This window comes from Streptomyces sirii, assembly GCF_045690365.1.
In the GTDB taxonomy this organism is placed as follows: Bacteria; Actinomycetota; Actinomycetes; order Streptomycetales; family Streptomycetaceae; genus Streptomyces; species Streptomyces sirii.
In genome coordinates this window covers 818,607-844,063 of sequence record NZ_CP147982.1, presented here as the reverse complement: position 1 = coordinate 844,063, position 25,457 = coordinate 818,607, and the positions used below count along the sequence as shown (strand labels likewise).

Below are 25,457 nucleotides of genomic sequence, written 5' to 3'. Positions count from 1 at the left end.
CGGTCCCACGGGGACGGTACGAGGGTGGTAGGTGATGGACACACCGGTGACGACCTTCAGCGAGGGCCCGGACGACCCGTTCGCCCTGCGGCACTCGGCCTCCGCGGTGCTGGACGGCAGGGGGCGGGTCGTCGGCTGGAGCGAGCACGCCGAGGCTCTGCTCGGCTACTCGCCGGAGCAGGTGCTCGGGCGGCCGGCGCGCGAGGTGCTGCTCGACCCGCGCGACGAAGACGTCGTCATGGCCGCGGTGGCGGAGTGCGTGAGCGGCGGGGGCTGGTTCGGGGTGCTGTCCGTACGGGAGCGCGGCGGCAGACGGGTGGAGCTGGGCTGCCGGGTGCGGGCGGTGGCGCGGGCCGACGGCGATATCGAGTGGGTGCTGGTGGCCGCGCCCGCGGAGCAGGTGATCCAGTGGGAGACGGACCGGTCCGTCCTGGACGGGATGTTCCGCCGGTCCCCGATCGGTCTCGCGGTGCACGCCCCCGATCTGAGCCTGCTGCGCGTGAACCGGGCGCTCGCCCGGTTCGGCGGCATCCCCGCCGAGCACTTTCGCGGGCTGTACACCGGCGACTTCGTCATCGCCCGGGACACCGCGACGGTGGAGGCACGGCTGCGGCGGGTGCTCGAAACGGGGGAGCCGCTGATCTTCACCGAGCAGCCCTGCCGTCTGCGACACGACCCCGACCGGGAGCTGGTGGTGTCCATCTCGGCCTTCCGGATGCAGGACTCCTCCGGCCGGATCCTCGGCGTCACCCAGATGGTGGAAGACGTCACCGACCGCTACCGGGCGCGCCGGAGACTGGCGCTGCTCAACGAGGCCGGTGCCCGCATCGGCACCACCCTCGACGTGGAGCGCACCTCGCGCGAGCTGGCCGAGGTGGCGGTCCCCGACCTCGCGGACTGTGTCTCCGTCGACCTGCTCGAACAGGTCACCCGCGGTGAGGAACCGGGCCAGGAGCCGCCGCCCCACATGGTCCGGGCGGCCGTCCGCAGCATCTCGCCCGAGGCCCCTCCGGTGATGTATCCGGTGGGCCACACGATGCACTTCCCACCGGAAGCCCCACAGGCCAGATGCCTGGCCGCGCGCGCTCCCGTCCTCGAACCGGTCCTGGAGTTCTCTCCCGGCTGGTCCTCCCTCGACCCGGACAAGGTCGAGCGGGTCCTCGAACTGGGCGTCCACTCGCTGATCGTCGTGCCACTGGTCGCGCGCGGCCTCGTACTGGGCGTGGTGAGCCTGTGGCGGTGGCGGCGGCCCGAGCCGTTCGAGGAGGACGACCTCACGCTGGCCGAGGAGTTCGCCGCCCGGGCCGCCCTCTGTATCGACAACGCCCGCCGCTACACCCAGCAGCACCAGGCCGCGCTCGCGCTCCAGCGCAGCCTGCTCCCGCGCGAGGTGCCCGGGCACCCGGCGGTCGAGATCGCCCATCGGTATCTGCCGGCCGACGCCACCGCCGGCGTGGGCGGCGACTGGTTCGACGTCATCCCGCTCTCCGGGCTGCGGGTCGCCCTCGTCGTCGGCGACGTCGTCGGCCGCGGTATCCACGCGGCGGCCACCATGGGCCGGCTGCGTACCGCCGTCCACACCCTCGCCAACCTCGACCTGCCCCCCGAGGAGGTCCTCTCCCACCTGGACGACCTCGTGGACCGGCTGGCGACCGAGCAGGAGCAGACCGGCGAGCATGCCCCGCAGGTCGTCGGCGCGACCTGCCTGTACGCGGTCTACGACCCGGTCACCCGGCGCTGCGCCCTGGCCCGCGCCGGTCATCCGCCGCCCGCGGTGGTGACACCGGACGGACGGGTGGACTTCCTCGATCTGCCGGCCGGTCCGCCGCTCGGCCTGGGCGGACTGCCCTTCGAAGCCGCCGAGCTGGAACTGCCCGAGGGCACCGTGCTCGCCCTCTACACCAACGGGCTCCTGGCGCGTCACCGCCGCGACCTCGACGAGGGCCTGGCGCGGTTGCGCGAGGCGCTGAGCCGGCCCGCCGGCTCGCTGGAAGACACCTGCAAGGCGGTGGAGGACGCGCTGCTGCCCGACCGCCCCAGCGATGACATCGCCCTGCTCACCGCCCGTACACGCTGCCTGGCCGAACACAAGGTGGCCACCTGGGAGCTGCCGGAGGAGCCCACCGCGGCCGCCGAGGGCCGGGCGCTCGCGGTGGCCCAGCTCGACGACTGGGGACTGGCGGACCTGGCCTTCACCACCGAGCTGATCGTCAGCGAGCTGGTCACCAACGCCTACCGCTACAGCAGCGGCCCGGTCACCCTCCGGCTCATCCGCGACCGCGACCTCATCTGCGAGGTCTCGGACACCAGCAGCACCTCCCCCCATCTGCGCCACGCCGCCACCACCGACGAGGGCGGCCGGGGCCTCTTCCTGGTCGCCCAGCTCACCGAACGCTGGGGCACCCGCTATCTGCGCAACGGCAAGACCATCTGGGCGGAGCAGCCGCTGTGAGGCGCGGGTAAGCGGTGCGGGAGCACCCGATTCGGGGGCTCCCGCCATACGCCCGACGACTTCTCGGACGACTTCTCGCCCGCCGGCCGTCGCCGGCTATCCGGCGACCGTGTACGAGCGCGCTCCCGTCCCGGCGAGTCCACCCCCGTCGACGATCAGGTACTCCGGGCGGACGGGCCGCCCGTCGAGCCAGTTCTCCAGGATCTCCCGGGTGCCGGCGGCGTACCGGGCCTGCGCCGACAACGTCGTACCGGCCACGTGCGGCGTCATCGCCTCGTGCGGCATGGTGCGCCAGGGATGGTCGGACGGCGGCGGCTGCGGATACCAGACGTCACCGGCGTATCCGGCCAGCCGGCCGCTGTCCAGGGCCCGCACCACGGCGTCCCGGCTGACGATGAGCGCGCGAGCGGTGTTGACGATGTACGAGCCGCGCTTCATGACCCCGATCAGCTCGTCGTCGAAGAGGTTCTGGGTCTGTGGGTGCAGCGGGGTGTGGATCGACAGCACATCGATCGAGGAGGCCAGGGAACGGGCGTCGGGGTGGTAGGTGAGCGCCAGCTCCTCCTCGACGTCCTTGGGCAGCCGGTGCACATCGCAGTAGTGCAGGGTGACGTCGAACGGCCGGAGGCGTCGCAGCACCGCCTGGCCGATGCGGCCCGCGCCGAGGACGCCGACGTCCATGCCTTCGAGGTCGTAGGAGCGCGAGACGCTGTCCGCGATGTTCCAGCCCTGCTTCGCGGTCACCCACTCGTGGGCGGGCAGATAGTCGTGCACCAGGGTGAGGATCTGCATGACGGCGTGCTCGGAGACGCTGATGCTGTTGCTGTAGGTCACCTCGGCCACCGTCATGCCGTGGGAGATGGCGCTCGGCAGGTCGACGTGGTCCGACCCGATGCCGGCGGTGATCGCGAGTCTGAGCCGGGGTGCCGAGGTGATCCGGTCGGGGGTCAGATAGGCGGGCCAGAAGGGCTGCGAGATCACCACGTCGGAGTCGGGCAGCTCGCGGTCCAGCACGCAGCCCGCCCCTTCCTTGTCGGATGTGACGACGAAGGTATGGCCCCGCTCCTCCAGGAAGCGGCGCAGTCCCAGTTCTCCCGAGACGCAGCCGAGCAGCTGTCCCGGGGTGAAGTCGACGGCCTGCGGGGTCGGCGCGGTCTGACCGCCCGGATAGCCGGTGATGGTGGGAATCGCGTCGCGGGCGTACTGGGGTGGATAGCCGCCCACGGGATCCGGATAGAGCACCGCAAGGATCTTTGCCATGGCCGCCCTCCAACAATGGGGCCACCGCAGTGGAGAACCGGCAGTCCACTGGTGAATCGACTAATGGTCGATGATCTTGAATTTTAGTCGAGCGGGTGTCCGCCCGGCAAACCTCGGAGCGCGCATTCGGCCCCGCAGCCCATCAGGACCGCGGGGCCGAATCCGGGGTGGCCGGCGCCCAGTCGGTTCAGGCCGCCATCAGCGGAACGATCTCGCGGGGGCGCGCCTCGCGCTCGTCGTAGGCGACGTCGACTCCCGCCTCCATCACGGCGGCGAGCGACGCGGCCTGTGCCTCCTCGGACTCCCACTGCACTATGGAAATCACCGCGTCGCCGGACACCCAGCACTCACCCGAAAGGCATCCCGGTGTCCGCAGCATCACCTCGCGGACTTGGTGGACGCGCGAGACGAACTCCTCGCGGTAAGCGGCGTGCGGATAGTGGTATGCCACCATTCCCACCTTCATGATGTCTCCTTGCTCTTTCTCAATGGTTTTCGTCGTGCCGAATCAGGGACAGAGCCGTCCGCCGTGTCGATTGCTCGGCATTCGGCTCACGCCCGGCGCTCTCGCCGGCTGTCCCATTCGGCCATCAGGCCGAACAGGGCGAATCGGTCGAGCACGGGCGGGTCGGGGTGGATCTCGCGGTAGCGCCGGTAGACGTTGACCACGATCCGTTCGGCGTCCAGCCAGTCCGCGTACTCGGCCAGTTCGATGCCGAACGCCGCCTCCTGGAAGTCGAGTCCCTTGGCGTACGCGGCGTCGGTCTGCTTGGCGAGGGGGCCGCTCCACACGATCGGAGTGCACCCGATGAACAGCAGGTCGCCCGCGAAGAGCACCCCCGCGTCGGGAACGTGCACCACCGTGTCGGCCTCCGTGTGCGCGGGCCCGAGGTTGAGCAACCGCACCTCGCGTCCGCCCACATCGAGGGTGAGCCGCCGCTCGAAGGTCTGATAGCGGGCGCGCATACGAGACGACCTCGCCGAAGGACCAGTCCATCGCGTCGGTGCAACCCTCGCCGATCGGCTCGCCGTTGACCTCGGCGCGCACCCGGAGCGCGAGCCCGCCGTTCGGGGCGAAGGGCAGCTCGTCGGGTGTGACCAACCACGGCCCGAGCGTGGAAGCGCCGTCCTTGCCCTTCGCCTGGCCGATCTTGAGCTGGCTTTCGAGGCCCTGGAGGTCGCGGGCGCTCCAGTCGCAGAACAGGGTGTAGCCGGCGATATGGCCTTCGGCCTGTTCGGGCGTCAGATCGCGGCCCGCGACGCCGATCACCGCACCGATCTCCAACTCGAAGTCGAACCAGGCGCTGCCGGGGGAGATGGGTACGTCGTCGTAGGGGCCGAGGACGGTGGCGGGATTCGCGAAGTAGAAGGCGGGGATCCGGTACCAGGTCGGGTCCAGCGTGCCGGTGCCGCCGGCGGCCCTGAGGCAGCCGCGCATGTGGTCGAGGAAGCACAGGCAGTCCCGTAGGGACGGCGGCCTGGGGATGGGGGCCTTGAGGGTGACGTCGGCGACCGGGACGACCTCGTCGGGCGCGGCGAGCGCGCGCTCGCCCGCCTGCCGCAAGGAGCGGCCGAGCAGTTCGAGCAAGGTCGTGCCCTTGGGTAACGCGTGGATCAGATCTCCGTTGACGACGCCGGCCCGGGCGCCGTCAGCCGAGGCGTATGTGACGAAGCGCAACGCAACCCCTCCTCCTGCCATCCCGGACAGCCCGGACTCAACGCTGGGCCTATGTTGGCCAGCATAGAATATAATCACCGGCATAGAAGGGGGCGGTGTGGCGACGCGACGCGAGCAGACCAGTCACGAGAGCAGCGAGCGGATCCTTGCGGCGGCCGCGGAGCTGTTCGCGGCGAAGGGATATCGGCAGACCACGTTCGCGGACGTGGCCGAACGCTCCGGGATCAGCAGGGGATCGATTCCCTGGCACTTCGGCAGCAAGGAAGGCCTGCTGCTGGCCGTACTCGAACGCTCGGTGCAGCTGATGAGCGCCGACCTCGCCGAACCGGGCGAGGCGGAGGCCCCGGAGGTGGGCTTCGACCGCCTCGTGGAGGGCGCCCAGGCCATGCTGGAGGCGCCCACCACCAAGCTGTTCGTCACGCTCCTGGTGGAGGCGCTGGAGCCGGGCTCACCGATCCACGGCCGCTATGTCGAGATCCACGAAACCCTGCGCGGCCACTGCCGGCGCTGGCTGGAGCGACTGCCGCTGCCGCCCGGTCTGTCGGCGGAGATGCTGGCCGTCGCGATCAGCGGCGCGATGATCGGCATCCACCAGCAGTGGCTCCTGGCACCCGACCGGATCGACCCGAAGGGCGCGCTGGTCGCGCTGCGCGCCATGGTGGCTTCGGTGGTGCGGTCAACGGAGGATCGCGCCTGAGGCGCGCCCACACGACCGATGAGTTCCGCCTCGCCGCGTCGTCTGCAGAGGGGAACGTCCCCCTTCCGCGCCTGCGGGAGGCCCGAGACGAGATGACGAGGAGTGTGCACACAGTGGACCAGGAGAACGTGAGCGCCACACTGACTGTCGCCGTGCCCGCCGCGAGGGTGTTCGCGGTGCTGGCGGACCCGACGGCCCATTCCGCGATCGATGGCACCGGCTGGGTTCGGAAGGCCGTCGACCGGGCGCCGCTGATCGAGGTGGGGCAGATCTTCCGGATGGGCATGTACCACGCCAACCATCCAGACGGTGACTACCAGGTGGTCAACAAGGTCCAGGTGCTCGACCCGCCGCGTGCCATCGGCTGGCTGACCGGGGAGGAGAAGGACGACGGCCGCCTGGAGTTCGGAGGCTGGATCTGGCGTTACGACCTGGTACCGCTCGGCCCGACCGAGACCGAGGTCACCCTCACCTACGACTGGTCGGCGGTGCCGCAGTTCATCCGGGAGTACATCCGGTTCCCGCCGTTCGGCCCGGAACATCTCACCAACTCGCTGCACCACCTGTCCGAACTCGTCTCCCGTGGGTGATGCCGCCGACCAAGACCGGTCGGCCCAACTAGCCAACAGGATTGCGCAAACGTCCCAGGGGCGGCCCGCATCCGCGAGCCGCCCCTGGGACGGAGCCATTAGTCGGCAGTGATGGCCTGGGAGGCCTCGACCAGGGCGCGTCCGCCGTCCTGACCGGTCATCACGACCCGAGGAAGCCAGGGCCCCTTGCGGTCGTAGGCATGGGCGACGGCCGGCTCGCTCGTCTCCTGCTGTGTACCGTCACCGAAGTACCAGTGGTAGCGGTACCCGCCGGCGGGCGGCTTCCCGTCCACCGTCACCGACAGCGGCACCTCGCTGCCGACCTGCGTGTTCCGCGGGGCCTTGAGCTGCGCCCGGGGTCCCTGCCGGGGGAGATGGAACCACCTGCGCACGCTCGGGTTGAGGAGAAAGGCGTCGGCGTACTGCCGGGCGCCCTCGATGTCGGGGTGACCGACGGCCGCGGACAGGCACTGCAGCGGAGTCGAGCTGAGCTCGGGGCAGGCGCGGGTGCGCAGCGGGAACGCCGGGTCGGTCAGCGGAGTGTTCCAGACCTTGGAGTCCCGGGTGAGAACGGCGTTGTCCACCGTGAACAGTCCGTCGGCCGCGACCGCGTACGGGCCGTCCTTGGACGCCTTGTTGGCGTCGGCCGCCGCCTGGCGGTAGGCGGCATTGGCCAGTTGCGTGTACTGCTCGTAGCGCTCGGCCACGCTGCCGAGGGCGCCCTTGCAGGAGGCCAGCCGGGCCCCGGCGAGCCCCGGCGTCGAGCAGGTCTTCACCGGGATCGGAGAACTGCTGCGGCTCAGCGCGTAGTAGAAGTCGGCGACCAGCACCTTCGGCCGTCCCGGCAGGGAGTGGGCCTTCTCGATCGCCGCCCGCATGCCGCGTCCGCCGTATCCGACCTTCGCGCCACTGAAGTACGGCACGTCCTTGGCCGGGTTCTCCGGTGCCGCGCCGATGCCGGAGCACTCGCGCCTCACCGCCGCGGGCAGGTCCTTCGAGCCGGGGGTGATGCCGACGCCGATACCGAAGAAGGGATCGAGGTCGTTGATGCAGCCGTTGATCACGACCAGATCGAGACCGTAGCCGCCCGCCCGCGCCTGTGCGCCCGCCTTCTCCAACTGGCAGAACACATCCGGCATTTGCTGGGTGACCTCGCCGAACTCCATTTCCCCGTCGCCGTCCGGGTCCTGCTTCTCCGTCGTGCGCAGGCAGGCCGCGTCCTCGTTGCCCGCGGGCAGCTCGGGCGCGTCGAGCACCGCGCCGGAGATCGAGTAGTCCAGGTTCTGATGACCCCGGCCGGTCGCCCGGCCGAGCAACTCACCCGTCAGGTAGGGGAACTTCTGGTCGTGGTCCAGGCCCTGCCCCCAGACCACGGAGTCACCGACGGACGCCACCCGCACGGGGTCGCACCCCCGGCGCACCGTGTCCCGCCAGACCTTGCCGTAGTGGCCGGGCGCCCGGCCGTCGGAGCCGGCGATGCGGGCATCGATCTGCAGGGCGGTCTCGGTCGCGGGCACCCGGTCGAAGGGGATGCTGAACTCCGCCGTGCCGACATCGGCGGCCATGGCGAGGCGCCCGCCGGCCAGCTGCTCCGCACCGGCGCGCACCCGCCACTCCACGGTGGCTGCGTGCTTCGCCGCGGACGGGTCGTAGATCTGCACCTTGCCGTGCACGGCTCCGCTGCACACCGGATTCGGCGTCAGGTCCACATCGAGGACGAGGGGGAACGCCGATCCCGGCAGGAGGCCGGTCTGCGCCGCGGCGGGGTGCCCGCCGAGGAGCTGGCCGAGGAGCACGGCGGCCGCGCCGACCGCCGCGAAACGCCTCACCGCCAACAAGCGGCGGGTCACCCCGGGCCGCCTCGGCACGGAACCCGCACCGGAGTCCGCCCGCCTGGGCGCAACCCGCCGCCACCACGCTAACTTCACGCCAACACCCCTGATTTCGCCGTCATTTCGGTCCGGTGCGGAGTGTGCGGAGGCAACCGCACTCCGCACCAATAGGGATCATGGCAGTCGGGAGACCGGTATGGACCGCGAGCGGGTCACGTACTGAGTGAAACTGATCACTTACCTGCAGTTACTGAACCGCTGGCGGTGGTGCGCGCGACGGAGCAGGCGGAGAGGCCGGGGCGTGGTGTGCTGCCACGCCCCGGCCGTCTGTCAGGCGGCGGACCGCAGCGCCTGCCGCACGGCGATCGCGTTGAGCCGGATGGCGAACCGGGTGACGTCGTCGAGGGCCAGTGCGCGTGCCCGCTCCCCGTCCAGCGCGACGGTCACATCCGCACAGAGCGCGAGGACGTAGACGAAGCCCTCGGTCTCCTCGTCCTGGAGCGCGAACAGCAGGTTGTAGTAGTAGCTCGTGCTGTCGGTGGCGTCCCCGTGGAACGACAGGTGGGTGCCCCGCTGTGCGCCGAGGCCGACGAAGGCGTCGGCGAGCGCCGCCTCGGCCTTCTCCCAGAAGGCGGGGTTGCCGAAGGGGTGCGTCAGTGCTTGGCGGACGGCCTCCCTGAGCGAGAGCGCCATGACGCCGACGGGAGCGGTCTCCTGGAGCCCCCAGCCGCGGATGATCTTGACGATCGAGCCGCCGGGGATCGCCCCCGCGGCGCGGCCGATCTCACCGAAGTCGTAGTCCACGGTCGCCGGGGCGACCGCGTGCTGGAACGCGTCGGCCATGCGCTGTGTCTGCGCCAGGGCATCGGGGCCCACTTCGAAGACCGTCCGGAACGTGGTCTTCTGGGCGGTGGGCTGATCGGCCATGACTGCTCCTCACATGCGGAAATGAACATGTCGCGCCGACAGGCAGTATGCCGTTGCGCTCGTCGGGGGCGGAGGGCGGTCCGCCGGTCAGCGCAGATACGCCGGAGCGAGGGCGGAGGCCATCAGGCGCCGGGCCGTTCCGCCGCCGTCGGCCGGAACGGTCCACAGATCCGAGCCGTAGTCGCCGGGGAGGGCGTAGAGGAGGGTGGAGTTGTCGGTCCAGAGTGCCTGGTCGTCGATATTGCGCTGTTCGGCCGTGGGGGTTTCGGACATGGTGCGCAGATTGAGTACGTACAGCCGCCACGGGGCGTCGGGTGAGGCTCCCGGGACGCGCTTCTTGTAGGCGATCCGGCTGCCGTCGGGGGAGAGCGCGGGGCATTCGACGTTCCGGTGCAGAGTGGTCAGGGTGCGGGCGGTGACGTCCCCCCGGACGAGGTAGGTCTGACCGCCGGACGCGAGGGTGGCGTAGAAGCGGTGGTCGTCGGCGAAGGTCACGCCCCAGATGTTGATGTCGGAGGCGCGGTACGGCCGGCCGTCCTTGGTGACGGCGAAGGACTCCAGGTTGTCCTGGATCGCCCAGGTACGGGTATCGACGATGGCGGTGCGGGTGGAGAACTTGGTGCCCGCGTAGGAGTCCCCGCTGACGAACACCGTCCAGGCGACGAGACGGCCGGAGGGCGAGACACGGGCGCGGGTGGGGATGCCGGCCGCCGGGAACGCATGACGCGGGCGCAGGTGGGAGTCGAGGACGACGGCCCGATAGGTGTCGTCCAGCGCATGGTGCACGGCCTGCAGGCAGATACCGGTGCCGGCGGCCGCGTGGAAGCGCAGGCACTTGACGCCGGACACGGTTCGCGGCCCGTTCGGCCGGTCGGCGGGCGCGGTGGCGATCTCGTCGCGATGCGGGCCCCAGGCCAGATTGCGGACCAGCAGCCGGCTGTGGGCGGCGGTCGCCCGGAGCGATACGGCGCCGGTCCGCACGGGCGGACCACCCGCCTGCTCCTGGTCGCGCCGGCCGGATCGCTCGGCGGCGCGCAGGACCGCCGCGGCACCGATCGTTCCCAGCAGGAGTACGGCGACCAGCAGGATCGCGAGGCGGGCGGTTCGGGTCATACGGCACCTCCGGTGGTCTCACCCGGCGTCTCACCGGTCGTACGGAGCACGGCCCAGGCCACGACGGCGCTGACCGCCAGCGCGACGGCCGTGACGGCGAGGGCGCTGCGCCCGCCCCACAGGCTCCAGGCGGCGCCGAAGGCGAGCGAGCACAGGAACCGGGCCACCGCCTGGCCCGTGCCCACCAGCGCCTGGCCGGCACCCTGGTGCTCGGCCGGGACGGCACCCGCGGTGGCCGCCGCGAGTACCCCGTCGGTCGCCGCGTAGAAGGCACCGTGCAGCACCAGGACGGTGACCGTGACCGCGACCGGGGCGCCGCGGACGGGGGAGAGCAGCAGACCGTAGCCGAGCAGCAGGAGGCCGTGCCCCGCCAGGAAGAGCCGACCGCGGCCGATACGGTCCGCGGACGTGCCCAGCGGTATGGCGAGCAGCAGAAAGACTGCGGCCGTACCGAGCGGCAGCAGCGGGAACATGTGGGCGGGCACCTGCATTTCGCGCTGGAGCAGCAGATAGAGGAACGAGTCGCTGACGGTGGTGAGTCCGAGCAGGGCGGCGCACAGGGTGAGCCGGCGCAGCCCGGGCCGCCGTAGCAGCGCGAGCGAGTCGCGCAGTGTGGGGCCGGAGCCGCCGCGGGCCGCCCCAACGGCCTCCGGCGCGGTCGTCGAGTCCAAAGCGGCCTTCGGGGTGACCCTCCGGGGCACGAAGAGCACCAGTACGAGGACCCCGAGCGCGGCGATGCAGCCGCTGACCGCGAAGACCGCGTCATATCCGTCGACCGCCGCCCGGAGCACGGCGAAGGCCACCAGCGGGCCGAGCAGGGCGCCGGTGGTGTCCATGGCGCGGTGCACGCCGAACGCCCTGCCCCGGTGTTCGGGCCGGGTGGCCAGCGAGATCATCGCGTCCCGGGGCGCGGTGCGCAGGCCCTTGCCGGTGCGGTCGACGGCGAGTACGGCGCTGATGACGGGGAGGCCGTGGGCGAACAGGAACAGCGGTTTGCACACGGCGGAGAGTCCGTATCCCAGCCCTGCCACCACCTTGTGCCGCTGGCCGCCGCGGTCCGCGAGGTGGCCGCCGGCGAGCCGGACCAGTGCGCCGACGCCGTTGTTGATGCCGTCCAGCAGCCCGAAGCCGAGCGGTGACAGGCCGAGGGCCGCGACCACATAGAGCGGGAGGACGGCGGTGACCATCTCCGAGGAGATGTCGGTGATCAGGCTGACCGCACCGAGAGCCAGGACGGTGCCGGGCACGGCGGGCCGCCGCCCCGGACGGGTGTCCGGGGCGACGGCGGGCGCGGCGCTGCGAGAGTCCGCGAGATACACGGGCGTCAGTTCCAGATGCCGGTGATGTCGGAGGCGGTGGCGGCGTTGCCGGCGTGCGTGGTCAGACCGGCCAGGTCCTCCAGGGTGCGCAGGACGTTGTAGTGGTTGTAGGTGGTGGCGGAGGAGCTACCGGGGGCGACGTGCGCTCCGTACAGGACGGTGGGAATGCGGTTGCCCGACTGCTTGTTGTCCTCGTCGAAGGTGACGACCAGGAGGCTGTTGTGGGTCTGCGCCCAAGTCGCGTACGCGCCCAGCTTGTTCTGGATCCAGGAGTCGCCGGTGGAGACCGAGCAGTCGTGCATGTCGTTGCACAGGTTCGGCACGACGAAGGAGACCTTGGGGAGGGTGGTGTAGTCGGTCGGGAACTGCGTCATGGTCATCGCGGTGTTGGTCGGCACGTTGGAGAAGCCGAACCACGGGTTGTGCTTCTGCGCGTACTGACCACTGCTGCAGACGGTCGAACCCTGGCTGGGCAGGCCCTCGTTGTAGCTGGCCCAGGTCTTGCCGGCGGCGATCAGTTCGGAGCCGAGGTTCGGTGCGTTGAGGGAACCGACGGGGACGCAGCTGTCGTCGGTGCGGCCCTGGTTGGAGCCCGAGAACAGCTGGTAGTAGTTCGGCTCGCTGGGGTGGGTGATGCCGAAGGACTGGGTGAGGTTGGCGCCACCCGCCTTGAGGGTGTTGTTGATGTACGGCGCGCTGGCGCTGCCGATCACCTGGGAGTAGGCGTGGTTCTCCATCACCACGACCACCACATGATCGGGCGCCGGCAGAGCGACGGCCGATGCGGTGGACTCGGTCGTGGCCCACAGCCCGATCGAGGTGACGGCGAGGGCCATGGCCCCGGCCAGTGCGGTAAGGGGACGACGACGGCGCTTGGGTGCCTTGACTGCGGTCATGACTGTCCTCCGGACAGAAGTGACGAGCGTTAGGGGGGCGGCACGGCGCAACCTTAGAAGCAGCCGTGTGACCCAGACCGCAGCCGGCAAATGAAGAAAAGGCGAACGATGATTCCGCATCCGGTCTACTGGGGCACCCACTTGTACTTGTCGGGCCAGTAGGAGAAGCGCTCGCGGCCGTCGATGGCGCTGGTGCGGAACGGCTTTCCGCCGTCGTCGATGCGCACCGTTCCCTGCCGGTCGCCGCTGCTCCAGCCCAGCTCCAGGTACCAGCTGACGTCGTGGCCCTCGGTGTGCAGGTCCAGGTTGAACACCTGCGGATCCTGGGTGGAGACCTTGAAGGGGAAGTCCTTCGCGGGGACCACGATGTCGCCGTTCTGGCCGGCCACGGGCTTCGTCGTCGGCCGGTCGAAGTCCAGGTCGATGTCGAAGCTCTGCGGGATGACCCCGCCGCCACAGCCCTCGGCCATCGAGTACGCGGGCCAGGGGAGCGCGGCGCGCTTGCCCACCACCCGGACGTGCAGCGAGGTGAGGACGACGGCCTCGTCCGTGCTGCCGGTCGCCGTGAGCTGGAGCCGCAGATGTCCCGCGTCGACGCCGCCCAGGGCACGCGCCCAGCCGCGGGTGTCCTGCGGCGGGGGCGGCGGTGGGACGTGCTCCGGCTTCTGCTGGAGCAGGTAGTAGGCACCGCACGGCCCGTCCCAGTTGTACGAGCTGACGCCGACTTGCGGTGCGGAGCGGTCGCCCTTCCCCTTGTCACCGGCGGGTGCACGGCTCGTGTCGGGGGCCTTCGGGCGGGCCGACGCGGAGGGGCCGTGCTCGCCCTTTTCGCCCGGCGCGGGCGAGTCCTTCGCGGCCGAAGGGGCAGCGGAGGGGCGGTTCTTGGGCGTGCCGGCGGGGTGCTCGCCGGCGGCCGGGAGGCGCGCGGCGCCACGCGAGTCCCGGCGGGCGTCCTCAGCCGGGGCCCCCTCTAAGGCCAGCGCCGCCGGTACGGCGAGGGAGACCAGGGCAAGGGCGGCGAGGGCGAAACGCAGCCGCCTGCGGGTGGGGGAGGCGGCGGTGGGCGGTGTGGCGTCGGGGGATGGGTCGGAGTCTGCGTCGGCAACTGCGCCTGCACTTGCGCCTGCGTCGGCATCTGCGCCTGCATCTGCGTCGGCGGTGTCGGGGGAGCCGGGGTCGTCGGGGCCCGCTGTGGCCGTGGCCGTGGCCGTGGCCGTGACCGAGGCCGAGCGCCCGCGTCGGCGCCGCTCGTCCGCAATGATCCACTGCCGGTGCAGCTCCACCATTTCCTCGCGGTTCGCCCCGCACAGCCTGGCGAGGCGTTCGACGGGGGCGAAGTCCAGCGGTACGGCGTCGCCGTTGCAGTAGCGGTGCAGCGTGGACACGCTCAAGTGCATCTGCCCGGCGAGGGCGCCGTAGCTCCGTCCGGAGCGCTCCTTGAGCCGGCGCAGCAGGTGCGCGAAGTCCGCTGTCTCTGTGGTCACCCTGATCCCCCTGTTCGTTCCGCCGTTCCAGGACGGTGTTCCAGGGAATGGTCGTTTCCCCAGGTCAAACCCCCTGTCGGCGTTCCAGCTTCTCTCATTGTCCAGGATCGGTTGGCGCGGTGACGATCAGCACGCAGGCTGGACGCAGCACCACTGAGACGGGAGACCCGATGCGAACCCGCCCGTGTCTCAGCGATGTTCTCGCCCTCACCGTGCTGATCGTCTGCGTCGCAGTAATCGTCATCTCGCTGCTCGACTGGACCTGAGACCTCACCGGTAGAGACAGCCATCGCAAGCACAGGGATCCATCCGCCCTACACACAGACACATCCCCGGCCAACTCCACCACTGTGGAGTGAAAGGAACACCGCTCATCATGCTGCGCATTCGTCCCCGTACCGCCGTCGCCGCGACCGCGGCCGTACTCGCCGCACTGTCCCTGACCGCCTGCCAGGGCTCGTCACCCGACGCCGACTCCCCGGCGAAGTCCGCCGCCGATGGCGCCACGGCGCAGCCCGGGGACAAGGCCGACAGCAACAGCAACAGCAACGGCAAGAGCGGTAGCAGCAACGGCAACGGCAACGGCGGCGGCTCGGGCTCGGGCGCCGAGAAGAATCCCTCCGCCCAGCAGCCCTCGAACGGCGGAAAGGCCCCCGGCCGCGGAACCGGCGCGTCCGATGCCTGCACGGGAGGCAATGTGACGGCCACCGTCACCAAGGTCCCGCGCCCCATCAACCACCTGCTGCTGACGGTCACCAACAAGGGCTCCCGCCCGTGCAGCGCCTACTTCGCGCCCTCGCTGCGCTTCGACGACGAACAGTCCGCCACCCGGGTCAACGACGACAGCAAGCCGCAGGCCGTGGTGACCCTGGCACCGGGCCGATCCGCCTATGCGTCGATCGTGCTCAGCGGCGAGGGCGGCGGGGACACCCATGGCCGCACCGCGCAGAAGCTGACGGTGTACTTCACGCCGAGGAGCGGCTCCGGTTCGGTCGGCGCACCGCTGACGCTCAGCCTGCCCGCGGGGACGCACAAGGACGACAACGCCGCGGTGACCTACTGGCAGACCTCGGCGTCCGACGCGCTGCTGTACTGAACCGAAGGGCCGGGTGCCGGCACCAAGTTGGCCGGATCCGACCGGCGAGGTGACCGCGTGACGCCGACGAGGCCCTGACCAGACGTCCGCCGGCCGCGCCGACCCGTACGGGACCTCCGTACGGGTCGGCGCGTGCGCGTCCGGTGGAAGTCGAGGTCGACGCGGGCCGTCTTGGTTACCGAATGAAAGGCCCGCCTTCGACACCCTCAGAAGAGGGAGAGCACGAACCGCGCCACGGCAGGACGCAGCCAGCCCCCGAACGAGGTGGAGATCGCCCTCAGAGCGGCGATCGGGACCGTGTTCCTGGAATTCGTCGGCTGGGTGCTGAACGCATTCGTCATCCCACCCACGGGCTTTGACCAACTGCGCGACCACGAGGGGCTGTCGGGAGCGATCCTCCAACTCTCCCTCTCCGCCGCGGTGCTCGCCGTGCTCGCCGGCGCATGGCTGCTGTGTGCGGTATGGATGCGCCGAGGACACAACTGGGCCCGGCTGGTGATGATCGTGGCGGGCGCGGGCAACCTCCTGTTCATGTTTAATGACATGAGCATGAATGGGTTCGGGCTCGCCGCCCTCGATTGGAGTCTCCCTTCCTCCTACGCCCCGGACATCTTCATCGCCGCGATCGCAGTGGTGCTGCTTCTGCCCGCATCGCGCGCGTACTTCTCCGCGGCCAAGCCCGCCGGCTGACAGGTAAGGGCCTGGCAAATATTCAAGGCGAATGACTCTTCGGGTGGTCGACACTCTGTTCGTGTGGATTCCAGGTGGGATGGATATCCCCGTTCCGTGGTCATGGCGGGTCGCAGGGAAAACGTTATTTCGCGAACCAACTGCCGTGCTGCGGTGCGTCCGCAAGGGCGCAAAGGGATGCCTGGCCGTAGTGCACCTCAATTGCGCGCCCTCTGTGTACCACTCAATGCCAGCGGGCCGGCATTGTGCTGTTGAGGTTGTCCTACTTATCGTTGTGCCGCAGATTTCGCCGCTCGCAACTTCCGTCCCGGGAGTTGCTTGAAATCCGCTGCACAGGCGCCTGTTGTGTACACCGTCCCCATGAAAAAGGAGAACGATCATGACGTACGAGCGCCCCACCCTCACCAAGGCCGGCAGCTTCCGTAAGGTCACCGGCATCAAGAGCACCGGCCCGAAGGACATCCTCGGCGGCAAGCAGCTCCTCTGACCGAAACCACCCACGACCGCTGAGCGGTCCGGGGCGCAGCGCGCACCGGACCGGCCGCTGAGCCGGTCCGGTCATCGGGTGGCGGCAGCCGGCCGCCACCCGTTCCCTGTTCTTCCTCCCTGTCCCGAGTGTCAGCGATCGAAGGCCGTAGCCCATGGACCAGTCCCTGTCGCTCCAGGTCGTACGCACCTGGTTCGTCGTTCTGCCCGACACCGACGCGGTCGGGGCCCTCGCCGTCAAGGCGCTCTCCTACGCGGACCGGAGCCTGACTCACGCATCGGGGCGCCCTTGGCTGGTGGGCCGATGGGCGCCGGAGACGGTCGTGACGGGGGAGTGCCGGGGGGCGCGCGTCGCGGTGTTCGGGGAACATGCCGTCACCGCGAGGGATGCCGAGCGGGCCGCCGCCGCGGCGGCCGTCGCCGACTCGCCGACGGCGCTGGACCGCGCGGCCGACTGGGCCGGCAGCTTCCACCTGGTGGTCAGCGGCGCTGACCGGGTCATGGTGCGGGCCGGCGTGGTGGACCTGCGCCGTGTGTTCCACACCCGGACCGGTACGCCCGGCCGCGGACCCGTGAGCGTGGCGTCCGACCGGGCCGATGTACTCGCCGAACTGGTCGGCGCGGACCTGGACGAGCGCCGCATCGCTCTTGAGGTGCTCACCCTCGGCGCACCGTACCCTCGCGCGGGGGACCCCCTGTGGCGCGGTCTGCACGCCGTGCCGGGCGGGCACTGTCTGACGATGCACCACGACGGGCGGACCCGCACCAGCCGGTGGTGGTCACCGCCCGACCCCGTCGTCCCGCTCGCCGTCGGCGCCGGGCGCCTGAGGGAGGCCCTCGATGAAGCGATCGAGGTGCGCACCCGTGGGCGGAAGCTGGTGACGTCGGACCTGGGAGGGCTGGACTCCACGGCCGTGTGCTGTACGGCGGCACGCACCGGGACCAGAGTCGTCGCCTACACCGCCGCGATCCACGACGAGGCGGGCGACGACGTGTACTGGGCCAAGCGCACCGTCGCGGCGCTGAACGGCATCGAGCACCACGTCGTACCGGCCCAGGACGTGGCCATGACCTTCGACGGGATCGACGCCTTGGAGGACGTCCTGGACACGCCCAGCATCCTCACCGTCGACCGCAACCGCCGTATGGGCATCGTGGAATTGGCGGCCGCCCGCGGGTCCGACCTCCATCTCACCGGCCTGGGCGGCGACGAACTGCTGGCCGGAACACCCGCCCGCCTGCACGCGCTGCTGCTCACCCACCCCCTCATCGCCTGGCGGGCGCTACGGGGATACGCCGCCAAATACCGATGGTCGCGGAGCGGCGTACTGCGCCATCTCCTGGACCGGAGTCCCTACCGGACGTGGCTCGGGCGGGTGGCCCGCGATCTGACCGAACCGGCGGTACCCGACAACGAGCCCTTGCTCGGCTGGGCGGTTCCGCCCCGGATGCCGCCCTGGGCCACACCCGACGCCGTCACCGCAGTACGCGAGGTGCTCCGTGCGGAGCGGGTCGACGTCGAGCCCCGGGGCAGGGGACATGGCGAACACCGTGAGCTGGTCGCCATGGACGGCATCTCCCAATGGGTGCGGCATATCGGTCAGATGGCCGCCCCGCTGGGCATCGGGATCAGCGCGCCCTACTACGACGCCCACGTCATCGAGGCGGCCCTCGCCGTCCGACCGCAGGAGCGGATCACTCCGTGGCGGTACAAGCCGCTCATCGTCGAGGCCATGCGCGGCGTCGTGCCGGAGGCCAGCCGCACTCGCGACACCAAGGCGAACGCCACGTTCGAGGAGGAGGCGGGACTGCGCGAGCACCGCCGGGCCCTGCTGGCGCTGTGCGAGGACTCCCGGCTCGCCCGACTCGGTCTGGTCGACGAGCGGGTCCTTCGCGAATGGTGCCGCCGTGCGCTGGCCGCAGGGACGGAGAGCTATCTGCTGCACCCGACCATCGCCTGCGAAGTCTGGCTGCGCTCGCGGGAGATGACGCCTTCGCACGTTCACCGGGCAGCGACGCCACACGGCCGGGAATCCGCGCCGACCGGCACATCGGCCCTGCCCACCGCCCACCGCGAGACCTGAGAGTGGTGAATTCAGTGTTGACCCTGAAGTCCGGCGTCCTGCTGACCGAGACCGAGTACGGCATGGCGCTGCTCGACCAGGAGAGCGCCGAGTACTGGACACTCAACCCGACGGCCGCCCTCGTTCTGCAGACCCTCATCGACGGTCACGGGACCGAGCGTGCGGTGGAGATCCTGACCACGCGCTACGACAACGTCGATGCCGGCCTGGCCGCGGAGGACGTCGGCCGCATCGTCGGCGAGCTGCGCTCGGCGGGACTCGTCACGTCCTGAGAGCCGGCCTGCGGCCCGTCGACGCGGAGCCGTTCGGCCGGCCCAACCCGCCACCAGTTCCTCGGATCCAGCCGATCCACCCTCCGATCCAGTCGGTTCATTCGATCTGTCGGATCCGTTCCTCCGACTTCGTCCGCCCAGGTCCCGCCCGTCCCGGGCCTGTCTGTCCAGACCGGAGAGCCACGCATGTCGACGCCGGAAGTGGTCCCGTACCGCCCGCGCTCCGTTCCACCGGCCCGCCGTTTCCTGGCCCGGGTGGTGGTGTGCTGCGCCCATGTGCTCGCCACCCAGCCGCCCGGCCGTATTCGTGCCGTCCTGCGCCGGCTGCGCCGAGGTGCGCGGCCCGCCACCCTCGCCGAGGCGAGCCTGGCGCGGGAGACGGTGCTCGCCGTGAGCCTCGCCGCAGGGGGCCAGAAGGGGTGCCTGACCAGGTCCCTGGCCACCGTCCTGCTGTGCCGTTGGTACGGCCGGTGGCCCGCCTGGTGCGTGGGAGTGCGCAGCCGCCCTCCGTTCGCGGCGCACGCCTGGGTGGAGGCCGAGGGAGTCCTCGTCGGCGAAGGTGCCTCGGCCGACTACTTCCAGCGCTTCTTCACAGTGGAGTGACCCGATGAGCGCGGCACCCTCCGTCGAGACGCCTCGCACCGGCCCCGGCGGCCGCTCCCAGACGTATGAGGGCACGGGCGGCGCGAGGCCGGGGCACCGGGCCCTCGTAGGGCATCTGCGTCGGCAGCGCGGGCGGATGGCGGTGGGCGTCGCCTTGGGGCTCCTGGGCAGCGTCATGGGGCTGGCCCAGCCGCTGGCGGCCAAGCGAGTGATGGACGAGATGAGCCGGGGCCAGCCCGGGGCCGGAGCCGTACTCGTGCTCAGCCTGCTGGTGGTGGCCGGCGCGATCCTCGTCGGTCTGGGGCACTACGTGCTCCAGTGGTCGGCGGAATCCATGGTCTACGCCGCCCGGCGCCGGCTGACCGAGCGGCTACTGAGACTGCGGGTGGCCGTGGTGGAGGGCACCGAGCCGGGCGATCTGATCGCCCGCGTGACCTCCGATACGGCGGTGCTGCGCCAGAGCGTGCCCCAGGCGCTGTCCGCGGCGGTCACCGGCACACTGGTCACCGCGGCGACGGTCGTCATGATGGGGCTGCTCGACGCCGTGCTGTTGTGTGTCACCCTCGCTGTGATCGCCGTCGTCGGCGTCATCGTCGCGGTCGTGGCCCCGCGTATCGGCCGGGCCACCCGACACACACAGGAGTCGGTGGGGCAGATCGGGGCCGCACTGGAGCGGGTCTTCGGCGCCTTCCGTACGGTCAAGGCGTCGGGCGCCGAGCGGCGGGAAGCCGCGGCGCTGGACCGGGCGGCAGCGGACGCCCGTCGGACCGGGGTACGGGCCGCGGCGTGGGAGGCGGTGTCGGCGACGGCCTCGGCGGTCGTCGTCCAGGTCAGCTTCCTCGTCGTCCTCGGGGTGGGGGGCGCACGCGTCACTTCCGGCGCCATCAGTGTCTCCACACTCGTCGCGTTCCTCCTCTACCTCTTCGCACTGGCTCCTCGCATCGGTCAACTGGCCGAGGGTGTCGGCCAGTTGCAGGTCGGTGCGGCAGCCGCCGTCCGTATCGACCACGTCGAGGGGCTGGAGGTCGAGAAGCTGGCAGTCGAGCACGTCGACGGACCGGGAGCGGAGTGCGTACGGGAATGCCTAGGGGAATTCGCGCCCGCCCCCGCGGCCGCCGCGGTCACGGCTCCCGAATCCGGCGAGCCGCCCCTCGGCGTGGCGTTCCATCAGGTGAGCTTCGCCTATCGGCCCGGACTGCCCCGCGTCCACCACGAGGTCACGTTCTCCGTTCCCGCACGCGGACTGACCGCATTCGTCGGCCCGTCCGGCGCCGGCAAGACCACGGTCTTCTCCCTGATCGAGCGCTTCTACGAGCCCGACTCCGGTCGCGTACTCCTGGACGGGGAAGACGTACGACGGTGGCCCCTGCCCCGGCTTCGCGCATCGATCGGCTATGTCGAGCAGGACGTTCCCGTCCTCGCCGGCACCCTGCGCGACAACCTGACCCTCGGCACCGTCGAGCCCGGCGAAGAGGAGCTCGCCCGTGTCCTGAGGATGGCCCGCGTCGATGTGCTGGCGGACCGTCTGCCCCATGGCCTGGACACCGACGTCGGCCATCGCGGCAGCCGGCTCTCCGGTGGCGAGCGACAGCGTGTCGCGATCGCCCGCGCCTTGCTGCGCCGGCCCGGGCTGCTGCTACTGGACGAGGTCACCTCCCAGCTCGACGCGACCAACGAGGCGGCGCTGCGCGACACGATCACCGAAACCGCCCTCGACACCACGGTGTTGGTGGTCGCCCACCGACTGTCCACCGTGACCAGCGCGGACCGGATCGTGGTCATGGAGGCGGGCCGGGTACGCGCGGTCGGCACCCATGCCCAGCTCATGACATGCGACGCCCTCTACCGCGAACTGGCGAGCACTCAGCTGCTCGGGCAGTAGCTGCTGCGTGTGGTCGCCGCGTCGGTACCTATGGTCGCCGCGTCGGTACCTAGTGACAGCCGTCGGCGGCGCGCAACGAGAGCACCATGGTCAGCCCGCCTCCGGGGGTGTCCTCGGGGGTGAGGGTGCCGCCCATCGCCTCGGCCAGGCCACGGGAGAGGGCCAGCCCGAGGCCCAGGCCGGTGGTGTTGTCGCTGTCGCCCATCCGCTGGAACGGTACGAAGATCCGGTCCCGGTCCTCGGGGCGCAGGCCCGGCCCCCTGTCGATGATTCTCAGCTCGACTCGCGGGCCGAGGGCGCTGGCGCTGATCAGTACGCGTTGGTCCGGGGGCGAGTGGCGTACGGCGTTGACGACCAGGTTGGCGATCACCCGCTCCAGCAGGGGCGGATCCGCGGACACGTCGCAGATCTCCGTCAGCCCCTGCGACTCGATGGGCACCGAGGTCGCGGAGAGCGTGTCGAGCGCGAGGGGGAGTACGTCCGCGAAGGCCGTGGGCTGAAGGCGCAGGGTCAGGGCCCCGGCCCGGAGCCGGCTCATGTCCAGCAGGTTGTCGACCAGGCGGTTGAGCTTGGCGAGCGACTCGTCGGCCGTCGTGAGCAGTTCGTTGCGTTCCTCCGCGGAGAAGTCCACGTCCGTGCTGCGCAGTGAGCTGACGGCGGCCCGACCCGCGGCCAGCGGGGTCCGCAGGTCATGGCTGACCGCGGCCAGCAGTGCCGTACGCATCCGGTCCGCGGCCTTCACCGGTTCGACCTCGGCGGCCGCCTCCGTCAGGCGGGCGTGGTCCAGGGCGGCGGCGAGATGTGCCGCGAAGGCGGTCAGCACCCGGTGTTCGGAGGCGGGCAGGGTGCGGCCTCGCAGGACCAGCACCTGGTCGGGCCCGGCCGGCACCTTCACCAGGCCGTCGCCGCCCTCCACCGCCTCGGTCTCCTGGCCCGCACGTGGGACGAGTTCGGCCGACTCCATGCCGAACGTCTCACGGGTGTGCTCCAGCAGCATCGACACCGCCTGGTCGCCGCGCAGGATGTTCCCGGCCATGGACGACAGGGTCTCCGCCTCCGCGGTGGCGCTGGCCGCGCGCCGTGACAGCCGGAGGGAACGCTCCACGATCGCGGCGACCGTGACGGCGACCGCGACGAAGACCGCGAGGGCGAGCGCGTTGTTGGGCTCGGTGATGGTGAACTGCCCACTCGGCGGGATGAAGTAGTAGTTCAGCAGCAGCGACGCGGACAGCGAGGCGAGCAGCGCCGAGACCACACCGCCGAGACAGGCCACGCCGATCACGGTGACCAGGAAGAGCAGGGCCTCGCTGGTCAGGTTGAGCGTGCCGCGAGTGTTGGCGAGGAGGGCGGTCAGCAGCAGGGGGAGCACGAGCCCGGCCACCGGCCCCGCGACGCGGCGCGCGTACGGCAGTCGCCGGCCGGGCAGGGACAACCGCCGTCCGCGGCCGGCGCGTTCGTGGGTGACCATGTGGACGTCGATATCGCCGGAGAGCTCGACGGTGTCCTCGCCGATGCCGCGCGGCGCCAGCAGCCGGGACAGCCAGCTGCGTCGGCTGGTGCCCAGGACGAGCTGGGTGGCGTTCTCGGCGCGGGCGAAGTCCAGCAGCGCGGTGGGCACATGGTCGCCGACGACCGAGTGGTAGCTGCCGCCCAGGCTCTCGACCAGTTCGCGCTGTCTCGCCAGCGCGGCGGGGGACGCGTAGGCGAGTCCGTCGCTGCGGGCGACATGGACGGCCAGCAGATCGCCGCCGGAGGACCGGTCCGCGATCCGTTCCGCCCGGCGGATCAGCGTTTCGCCCTCCGGGCCGCCGGTCAGCGCCACCACGACGCGTTCGCGGGTCTCCCACACGGTGCCGATGCCGTGCTCGGAACGGTACTTCTGCAGGGTCTCGTCCACCCGCCCGGCGACCCACAGGAGCGCGAGTTCCCGCAGGGCCGTCAGGTTGCCGACCCGGAAGTAGTGCGCGAGCGCGGCGTCGACCTTCTCCGGCTGGTAGATGTTGCCGTGCGCCATCCGCCGGCGCAGCGCCTCGGCGGGCATGTCGACGAGTTCGATCTGGTGGGCGCGGCGCACGACCTCGTCGGGGACGGTCTCCCGCTGCGGGACGCCGGTGATCTTCTCCACGACGTCGTTGAGCGAGGCGAGGTGCTGGACGTTGGCGGTGGTGACGACGTCGATCCCGGCGGCCAGCAGCTCTTCGATGTCCTGCCAACGCTTGGCGTTGCGGCCCCCGGGAACGTTGCTGTGCGGCAGCTCGTCGACGAGCGCGACCTCAGGGCGGCGGGCCAGGACGCCGTCGAGATCCAGCTCGGTGAACGTACTTCCCCGGTACTCGCGCGCCGTCCTGGACAGTGTCTCCAGCCCCTGGAGCTTCTCCTCGGTGTGCGGCCGGCCGTGGCACTCGGCGTACGCGACCACCACATCTGTGCCGCGTCGAGCACGACGGCGTCCCTCGTCCAGCATCCGATAGGTCTTGCCGACCCCGGGCGCCGCTCCGAGAAACACCTTGAGCTTTCCTGGCCGTACGCCCGGCGTATCGGCTGCGACCACCCTCGGCGCCACCGAAGGCCCCTTCCTCAACGGTCCTGCACGGCCCCACGACGCCTGCTACTACGAGCGGATCTCGGGCGGCCGAGCGGACATGGGGTGTGTTCCATGCTCACATCAGCCCGGTGAGAGCGGTGCTTGAGCTCGATGATGTTGACGCTTTCCTGATTCGGAGGAACGGGATGCAGCCAGGCCCCACCCCGGGCCCCCTCAGGACCGGGCACATCCCCGGTCCGTGCACGGCCGGCTGCCACAGCGCGTACGGTCCCACCGCGCGCAGCGGACGGGTGTCCGGGAGGGGGAGGGCTACGGGCTCGCCCTGAGGGAGGTCCGCGGTACTGCCTTGGAGCGTCGCTCCGTAGACGTACCGGTCGTCGTCGAGGACGAACAGGGCTCCGACGCACCGGTCCGGTGGCTGCTCGGCAACCGGCGCCCAGTAGAGCCACCCGGCCCGGCGTTCGAGGGCTCCGGCGTGGGCTTGCGGGTCGAGGCACCGGTCGAGGAACAGGTCGCGGATGCCTTCGGGGGAGGAGAGGCGCAGGGCGGGGAGCAGACGGTGCAGCAGCCCCGGTGCCGCCGATCGGCTCCCGCCGGCCCGAGTTCGCGCACGGAAGAGGGGACCGGCCCGTTGAGGGCAGGTCCCCTGTGGATGAAGGTCTTCGGTGTGTCCGGGGGCCGATTGATCAGCCGTGGCCGCCTCCGTGGCCGCCGCCGCCGAATCCGCCGCCGTAACCGTGGCCGCCGTCGCCGAATCCGCCGCCGTAACCGTGGCCGCCACCTCCATAGCCGTGGCCGCCGTAGCCGAATCCGTAGGAGTCGTAGCTGAAGCTGTAGCTGAGGCCGTGGTAGCCGTGTCCGTAGTAGGCGTCGCAGTCCCAGTCGTTCCAGGTCCAGTAGTCACAGCGCCAGTCGTGGTTCTGGACGTGGACCGGTGCGGCCGCCGGTGCGGTGGCCGGGAGCGCGCTGGCGGCGCCGGCGCCGCCGAACACGAGGAAGGGCACTGCGCACAGTGCTGCGACAAGGCGATGGGTTCTGCTCTTCCCGCGCATGGTCGTCCCCTCTCGGGGGTGGTGCGTTGCCGATGGATCGGCGTATCGATGCCATCGGCGTATCGATGTGGAGTTCTCCGGCCCCACCACCGTGCGCCCGGCAACGCGCGCGGCCCCGGCCGCACCGGCGGGGCGACTTCGCAGGACTCCGACCTGCTTCGCCGACGTCGTGGCAAGCAAAGTTGCACTCTCAATGACGTCACTCTCGAGCGTAGGCACGTCGCCCCGGTACGGTCAAAGGAGCTGCGTTCCGTATACGGACGGTCGCGCTGGGCGGTCTGGTCCGCCGACTGACGGGCCGCTCGCCCCACCGTGCGGAATGCTGCGGACGGTGGCGGGACCCGCACGCCTTGTGACCGCTCCGGGCGCCTTCCCACCCCCCTTCTGGCCGGATTTCATCCCGCGTGAAGGAAATCAAAGTGCGCCCAGCGGTGCTCCCGGCCGCATGGGATCACGCGGGCGTGCGGGCGAATTGGCCGCTCAGCGCAGCGCCCGTCGA

21 protein-coding genes and 1 pseudogene are annotated in these 25,457 nt (G+C 70.9%); 10 read left to right on the top strand and 12 right to left on the bottom strand.

Annotated features, from left to right (window positions below; genetic code table 11):
- The first annotated feature begins 34 nt into the window (after positions 1 to 34).
- Positions 35 to 2,452: a SpoIIE family protein phosphatase gene (locus WAB15_RS04030; protein WP_407285345.1), complete on the top strand. Its 2,418-nt coding sequence runs from the start codon at positions 35 to 37 to the stop codon at positions 2,450 to 2,452.
- Between the two features lie 96 nt (positions 2,453 to 2,548).
- On the opposite strand, the gene WAB15_RS04025 is transcribed toward WAB15_RS04030, so the two are convergent.
- From WAB15_RS04025 to WAB15_RS04010, 4 genes and pseudogenes are all read right to left on the bottom strand, one after another.
- Positions 2,549 to 3,712 carry an NAD-dependent formate dehydrogenase gene (locus WAB15_RS04025; protein ID WP_399144781.1) on the bottom strand — a complete coding sequence of 388 codons (1,164 nt, stop codon included), beginning with the start codon at positions 3,710 to 3,712 and terminating at the stop codon, positions 2,549 to 2,551.
- Positions 3,713 to 3,899: 187 nt separating this feature from the next.
- The gene (locus WAB15_RS04020) at positions 3,900 to 4,178 is read right to left on the bottom strand and encodes an antibiotic biosynthesis monooxygenase family protein (protein ID WP_399144782.1); all 279 of its coding nucleotides are present in this window, start codon (positions 4,176 to 4,178) and stop codon (positions 3,900 to 3,902) included.
- Positions 4,179 to 4,264: 86 nt separating this feature from the next.
- Positions 4,265 to 4,678, bottom strand: coding sequence for an MBL fold metallo-hydrolase (locus tag WAB15_RS04015; RefSeq protein ID WP_407285344.1), 414 nt, complete (start codon positions 4,676 to 4,678; stop codon positions 4,265 to 4,267).
- Positions 4,679 to 4,727: 49 nt separating this feature from the next.
- Positions 4,728 to 5,150 (bottom strand): annotated as a pseudogene (locus WAB15_RS04010) (fumarylacetoacetate hydrolase family protein); the annotation flags it as partial.
- A 337-nt stretch (positions 5,151 to 5,487) separates the two neighbouring features.
- Here WAB15_RS04010 and WAB15_RS04005 point away from each other — a divergent pair.
- Together WAB15_RS04005 and WAB15_RS04000 are read left to right on the top strand one after the other, a co-directional pair.
- Positions 5,488 to 6,087, top strand: coding sequence for a TetR/AcrR family transcriptional regulator (locus WAB15_RS04005; protein WP_407285343.1), 600 nt, complete (start codon positions 5,488 to 5,490; stop codon positions 6,085 to 6,087).
- 128 nt (positions 6,088 to 6,215) lie between these two features.
- The gene (locus WAB15_RS04000; RefSeq protein ID WP_407285342.1) at positions 6,216 to 6,677 is read left to right on the top strand and encodes a polyketide cyclase; all 462 of its coding nucleotides are present in this window, start codon (positions 6,216 to 6,218) and stop codon (positions 6,675 to 6,677) included.
- Between the two features lie 98 nt (positions 6,678 to 6,775).
- Here WAB15_RS04000 and WAB15_RS03995 read toward each other — a convergent pair whose 3' ends face one another.
- The 6 genes from WAB15_RS03995 to WAB15_RS03970 all read right to left on the bottom strand — a co-directional run bounded on the left by WAB15_RS03995 (position 6,776) and on the right by WAB15_RS03970 (position 14,248).
- A complete protein-coding gene (locus WAB15_RS03995) occupies positions 6,776 to 8,506 on the bottom strand; it encodes a PKD domain-containing protein (RefSeq protein ID WP_407285341.1) in 1,731 nt (576 codons plus the stop codon).
- 333 nt (positions 8,507 to 8,839) lie between these two features.
- Positions 8,840 to 9,436: a Type-2Aa cytolytic delta-endotoxin gene (locus WAB15_RS03990; protein ID WP_407285340.1), complete on the bottom strand. Its 597-nt coding sequence runs from the start codon at positions 9,434 to 9,436 to the stop codon at positions 8,840 to 8,842.
- 87 nt (positions 9,437 to 9,523) lie between these two features.
- The gene (locus tag WAB15_RS03985) at positions 9,524 to 10,549 is read right to left on the bottom strand and encodes a TolB family protein (RefSeq protein ID WP_407285339.1); all 1,026 of its coding nucleotides are present in this window, start codon (positions 10,547 to 10,549) and stop codon (positions 9,524 to 9,526) included.
- Entirely contained in the window at positions 10,546 to 11,868 is a 1,323-nt protein-coding gene (locus WAB15_RS03980; RefSeq protein ID WP_407285338.1) for an MFS transporter, read from the bottom strand. The genes WAB15_RS03985 and WAB15_RS03980 overlap by 4 nt, the downstream gene beginning before the upstream one ends.
- A gap of 5 nt (positions 11,869 to 11,873) precedes the next feature.
- Positions 11,874 to 12,764: an alkaline phosphatase family protein gene (locus WAB15_RS03975; RefSeq protein WP_407285337.1), complete on the bottom strand. Its 891-nt coding sequence runs from the start codon at positions 12,762 to 12,764 to the stop codon at positions 11,874 to 11,876.
- 125 nt (positions 12,765 to 12,889) lie between these two features.
- Positions 12,890 to 14,248 carry a helix-turn-helix domain-containing protein gene (locus tag WAB15_RS03970; RefSeq protein WP_407285336.1) on the bottom strand — a complete coding sequence of 453 codons (1,359 nt, stop codon included), beginning with the start codon at positions 14,246 to 14,248 and terminating at the stop codon, positions 12,890 to 12,892.
- A gap of 376 nt (positions 14,249 to 14,624) precedes the next feature.
- On the opposite strand from WAB15_RS03970, the gene WAB15_RS03965 reads away from it, so the two are divergent.
- The 7 genes from WAB15_RS03965 to WAB15_RS03935 all read left to right on the top strand — a co-directional run bounded on the left by WAB15_RS03965 (position 14,625) and on the right by WAB15_RS03935 (position 21,361).
- On the top strand, positions 14,625 to 15,344 hold the full coding sequence (locus tag WAB15_RS03965) for a DUF4232 domain-containing protein (RefSeq protein ID WP_407285335.1): 720 nt from the start codon (positions 14,625 to 14,627) through the stop codon (positions 15,342 to 15,344).
- 264 nt (positions 15,345 to 15,608) lie between these two features.
- The gene (locus WAB15_RS03960) at positions 15,609 to 16,034 is read left to right on the top strand and encodes a hypothetical protein (protein ID WP_407285334.1); all 426 of its coding nucleotides are present in this window, start codon (positions 15,609 to 15,611) and stop codon (positions 16,032 to 16,034) included.
- A gap of 379 nt (positions 16,035 to 16,413) precedes the next feature.
- Positions 16,414 to 16,521 (top strand): keywimysin-related RiPP, encoded by a 108-nt coding sequence (locus WAB15_RS03955; protein ID WP_393490870.1) that lies wholly within the window; start codon positions 16,414 to 16,416, stop codon positions 16,519 to 16,521.
- A gap of 154 nt (positions 16,522 to 16,675) precedes the next feature.
- A complete protein-coding gene (locus tag WAB15_RS03950) occupies positions 16,676 to 18,604 on the top strand; it encodes a lasso peptide isopeptide bond-forming cyclase (RefSeq protein WP_407285333.1) in 1,929 nt (642 codons plus the stop codon).
- Between the two features lie 14 nt (positions 18,605 to 18,618).
- Positions 18,619 to 18,876, top strand: a complete 258-nt coding sequence (locus WAB15_RS03945; RefSeq protein ID WP_399144797.1) for a lasso peptide biosynthesis PqqD family chaperone — start codon at positions 18,619 to 18,621, stop codon at positions 18,874 to 18,876.
- Positions 18,877 to 19,062: 186 nt separating this feature from the next.
- Complete coding sequence (locus tag WAB15_RS03940) at positions 19,063 to 19,479, top strand: lasso peptide biosynthesis B2 protein (protein WP_399144798.1); 417 nt, start codon at positions 19,063 to 19,065, stop codon at positions 19,477 to 19,479.
- A gap of 4 nt (positions 19,480 to 19,483) precedes the next feature.
- Positions 19,484 to 21,361, top strand: coding sequence for an ABC transporter ATP-binding protein (locus tag WAB15_RS03935; protein ID WP_407285332.1), 1,878 nt, complete (start codon positions 19,484 to 19,486; stop codon positions 21,359 to 21,361).
- A 49-nt stretch (positions 21,362 to 21,410) separates the two neighbouring features.
- Here the strand turns inward: WAB15_RS03935 and WAB15_RS03930 are convergent, their stop codons facing one another.
- Both WAB15_RS03930 and WAB15_RS03925 read right to left on the bottom strand, forming a co-directional pair.
- Positions 21,411 to 23,924, bottom strand: coding sequence for an ATP-binding protein (locus WAB15_RS03930; RefSeq protein WP_407285331.1), 2,514 nt, complete (start codon positions 23,922 to 23,924; stop codon positions 21,411 to 21,413).
- Between the two features lie 668 nt (positions 23,925 to 24,592).
- On the bottom strand, positions 24,593 to 24,910 hold the full coding sequence (locus WAB15_RS03925) for a hypothetical protein (RefSeq protein WP_407285330.1): 318 nt from the start codon (positions 24,908 to 24,910) through the stop codon (positions 24,593 to 24,595).
- Positions 24,911 to 25,457: the final 547 nt, after the last annotated feature.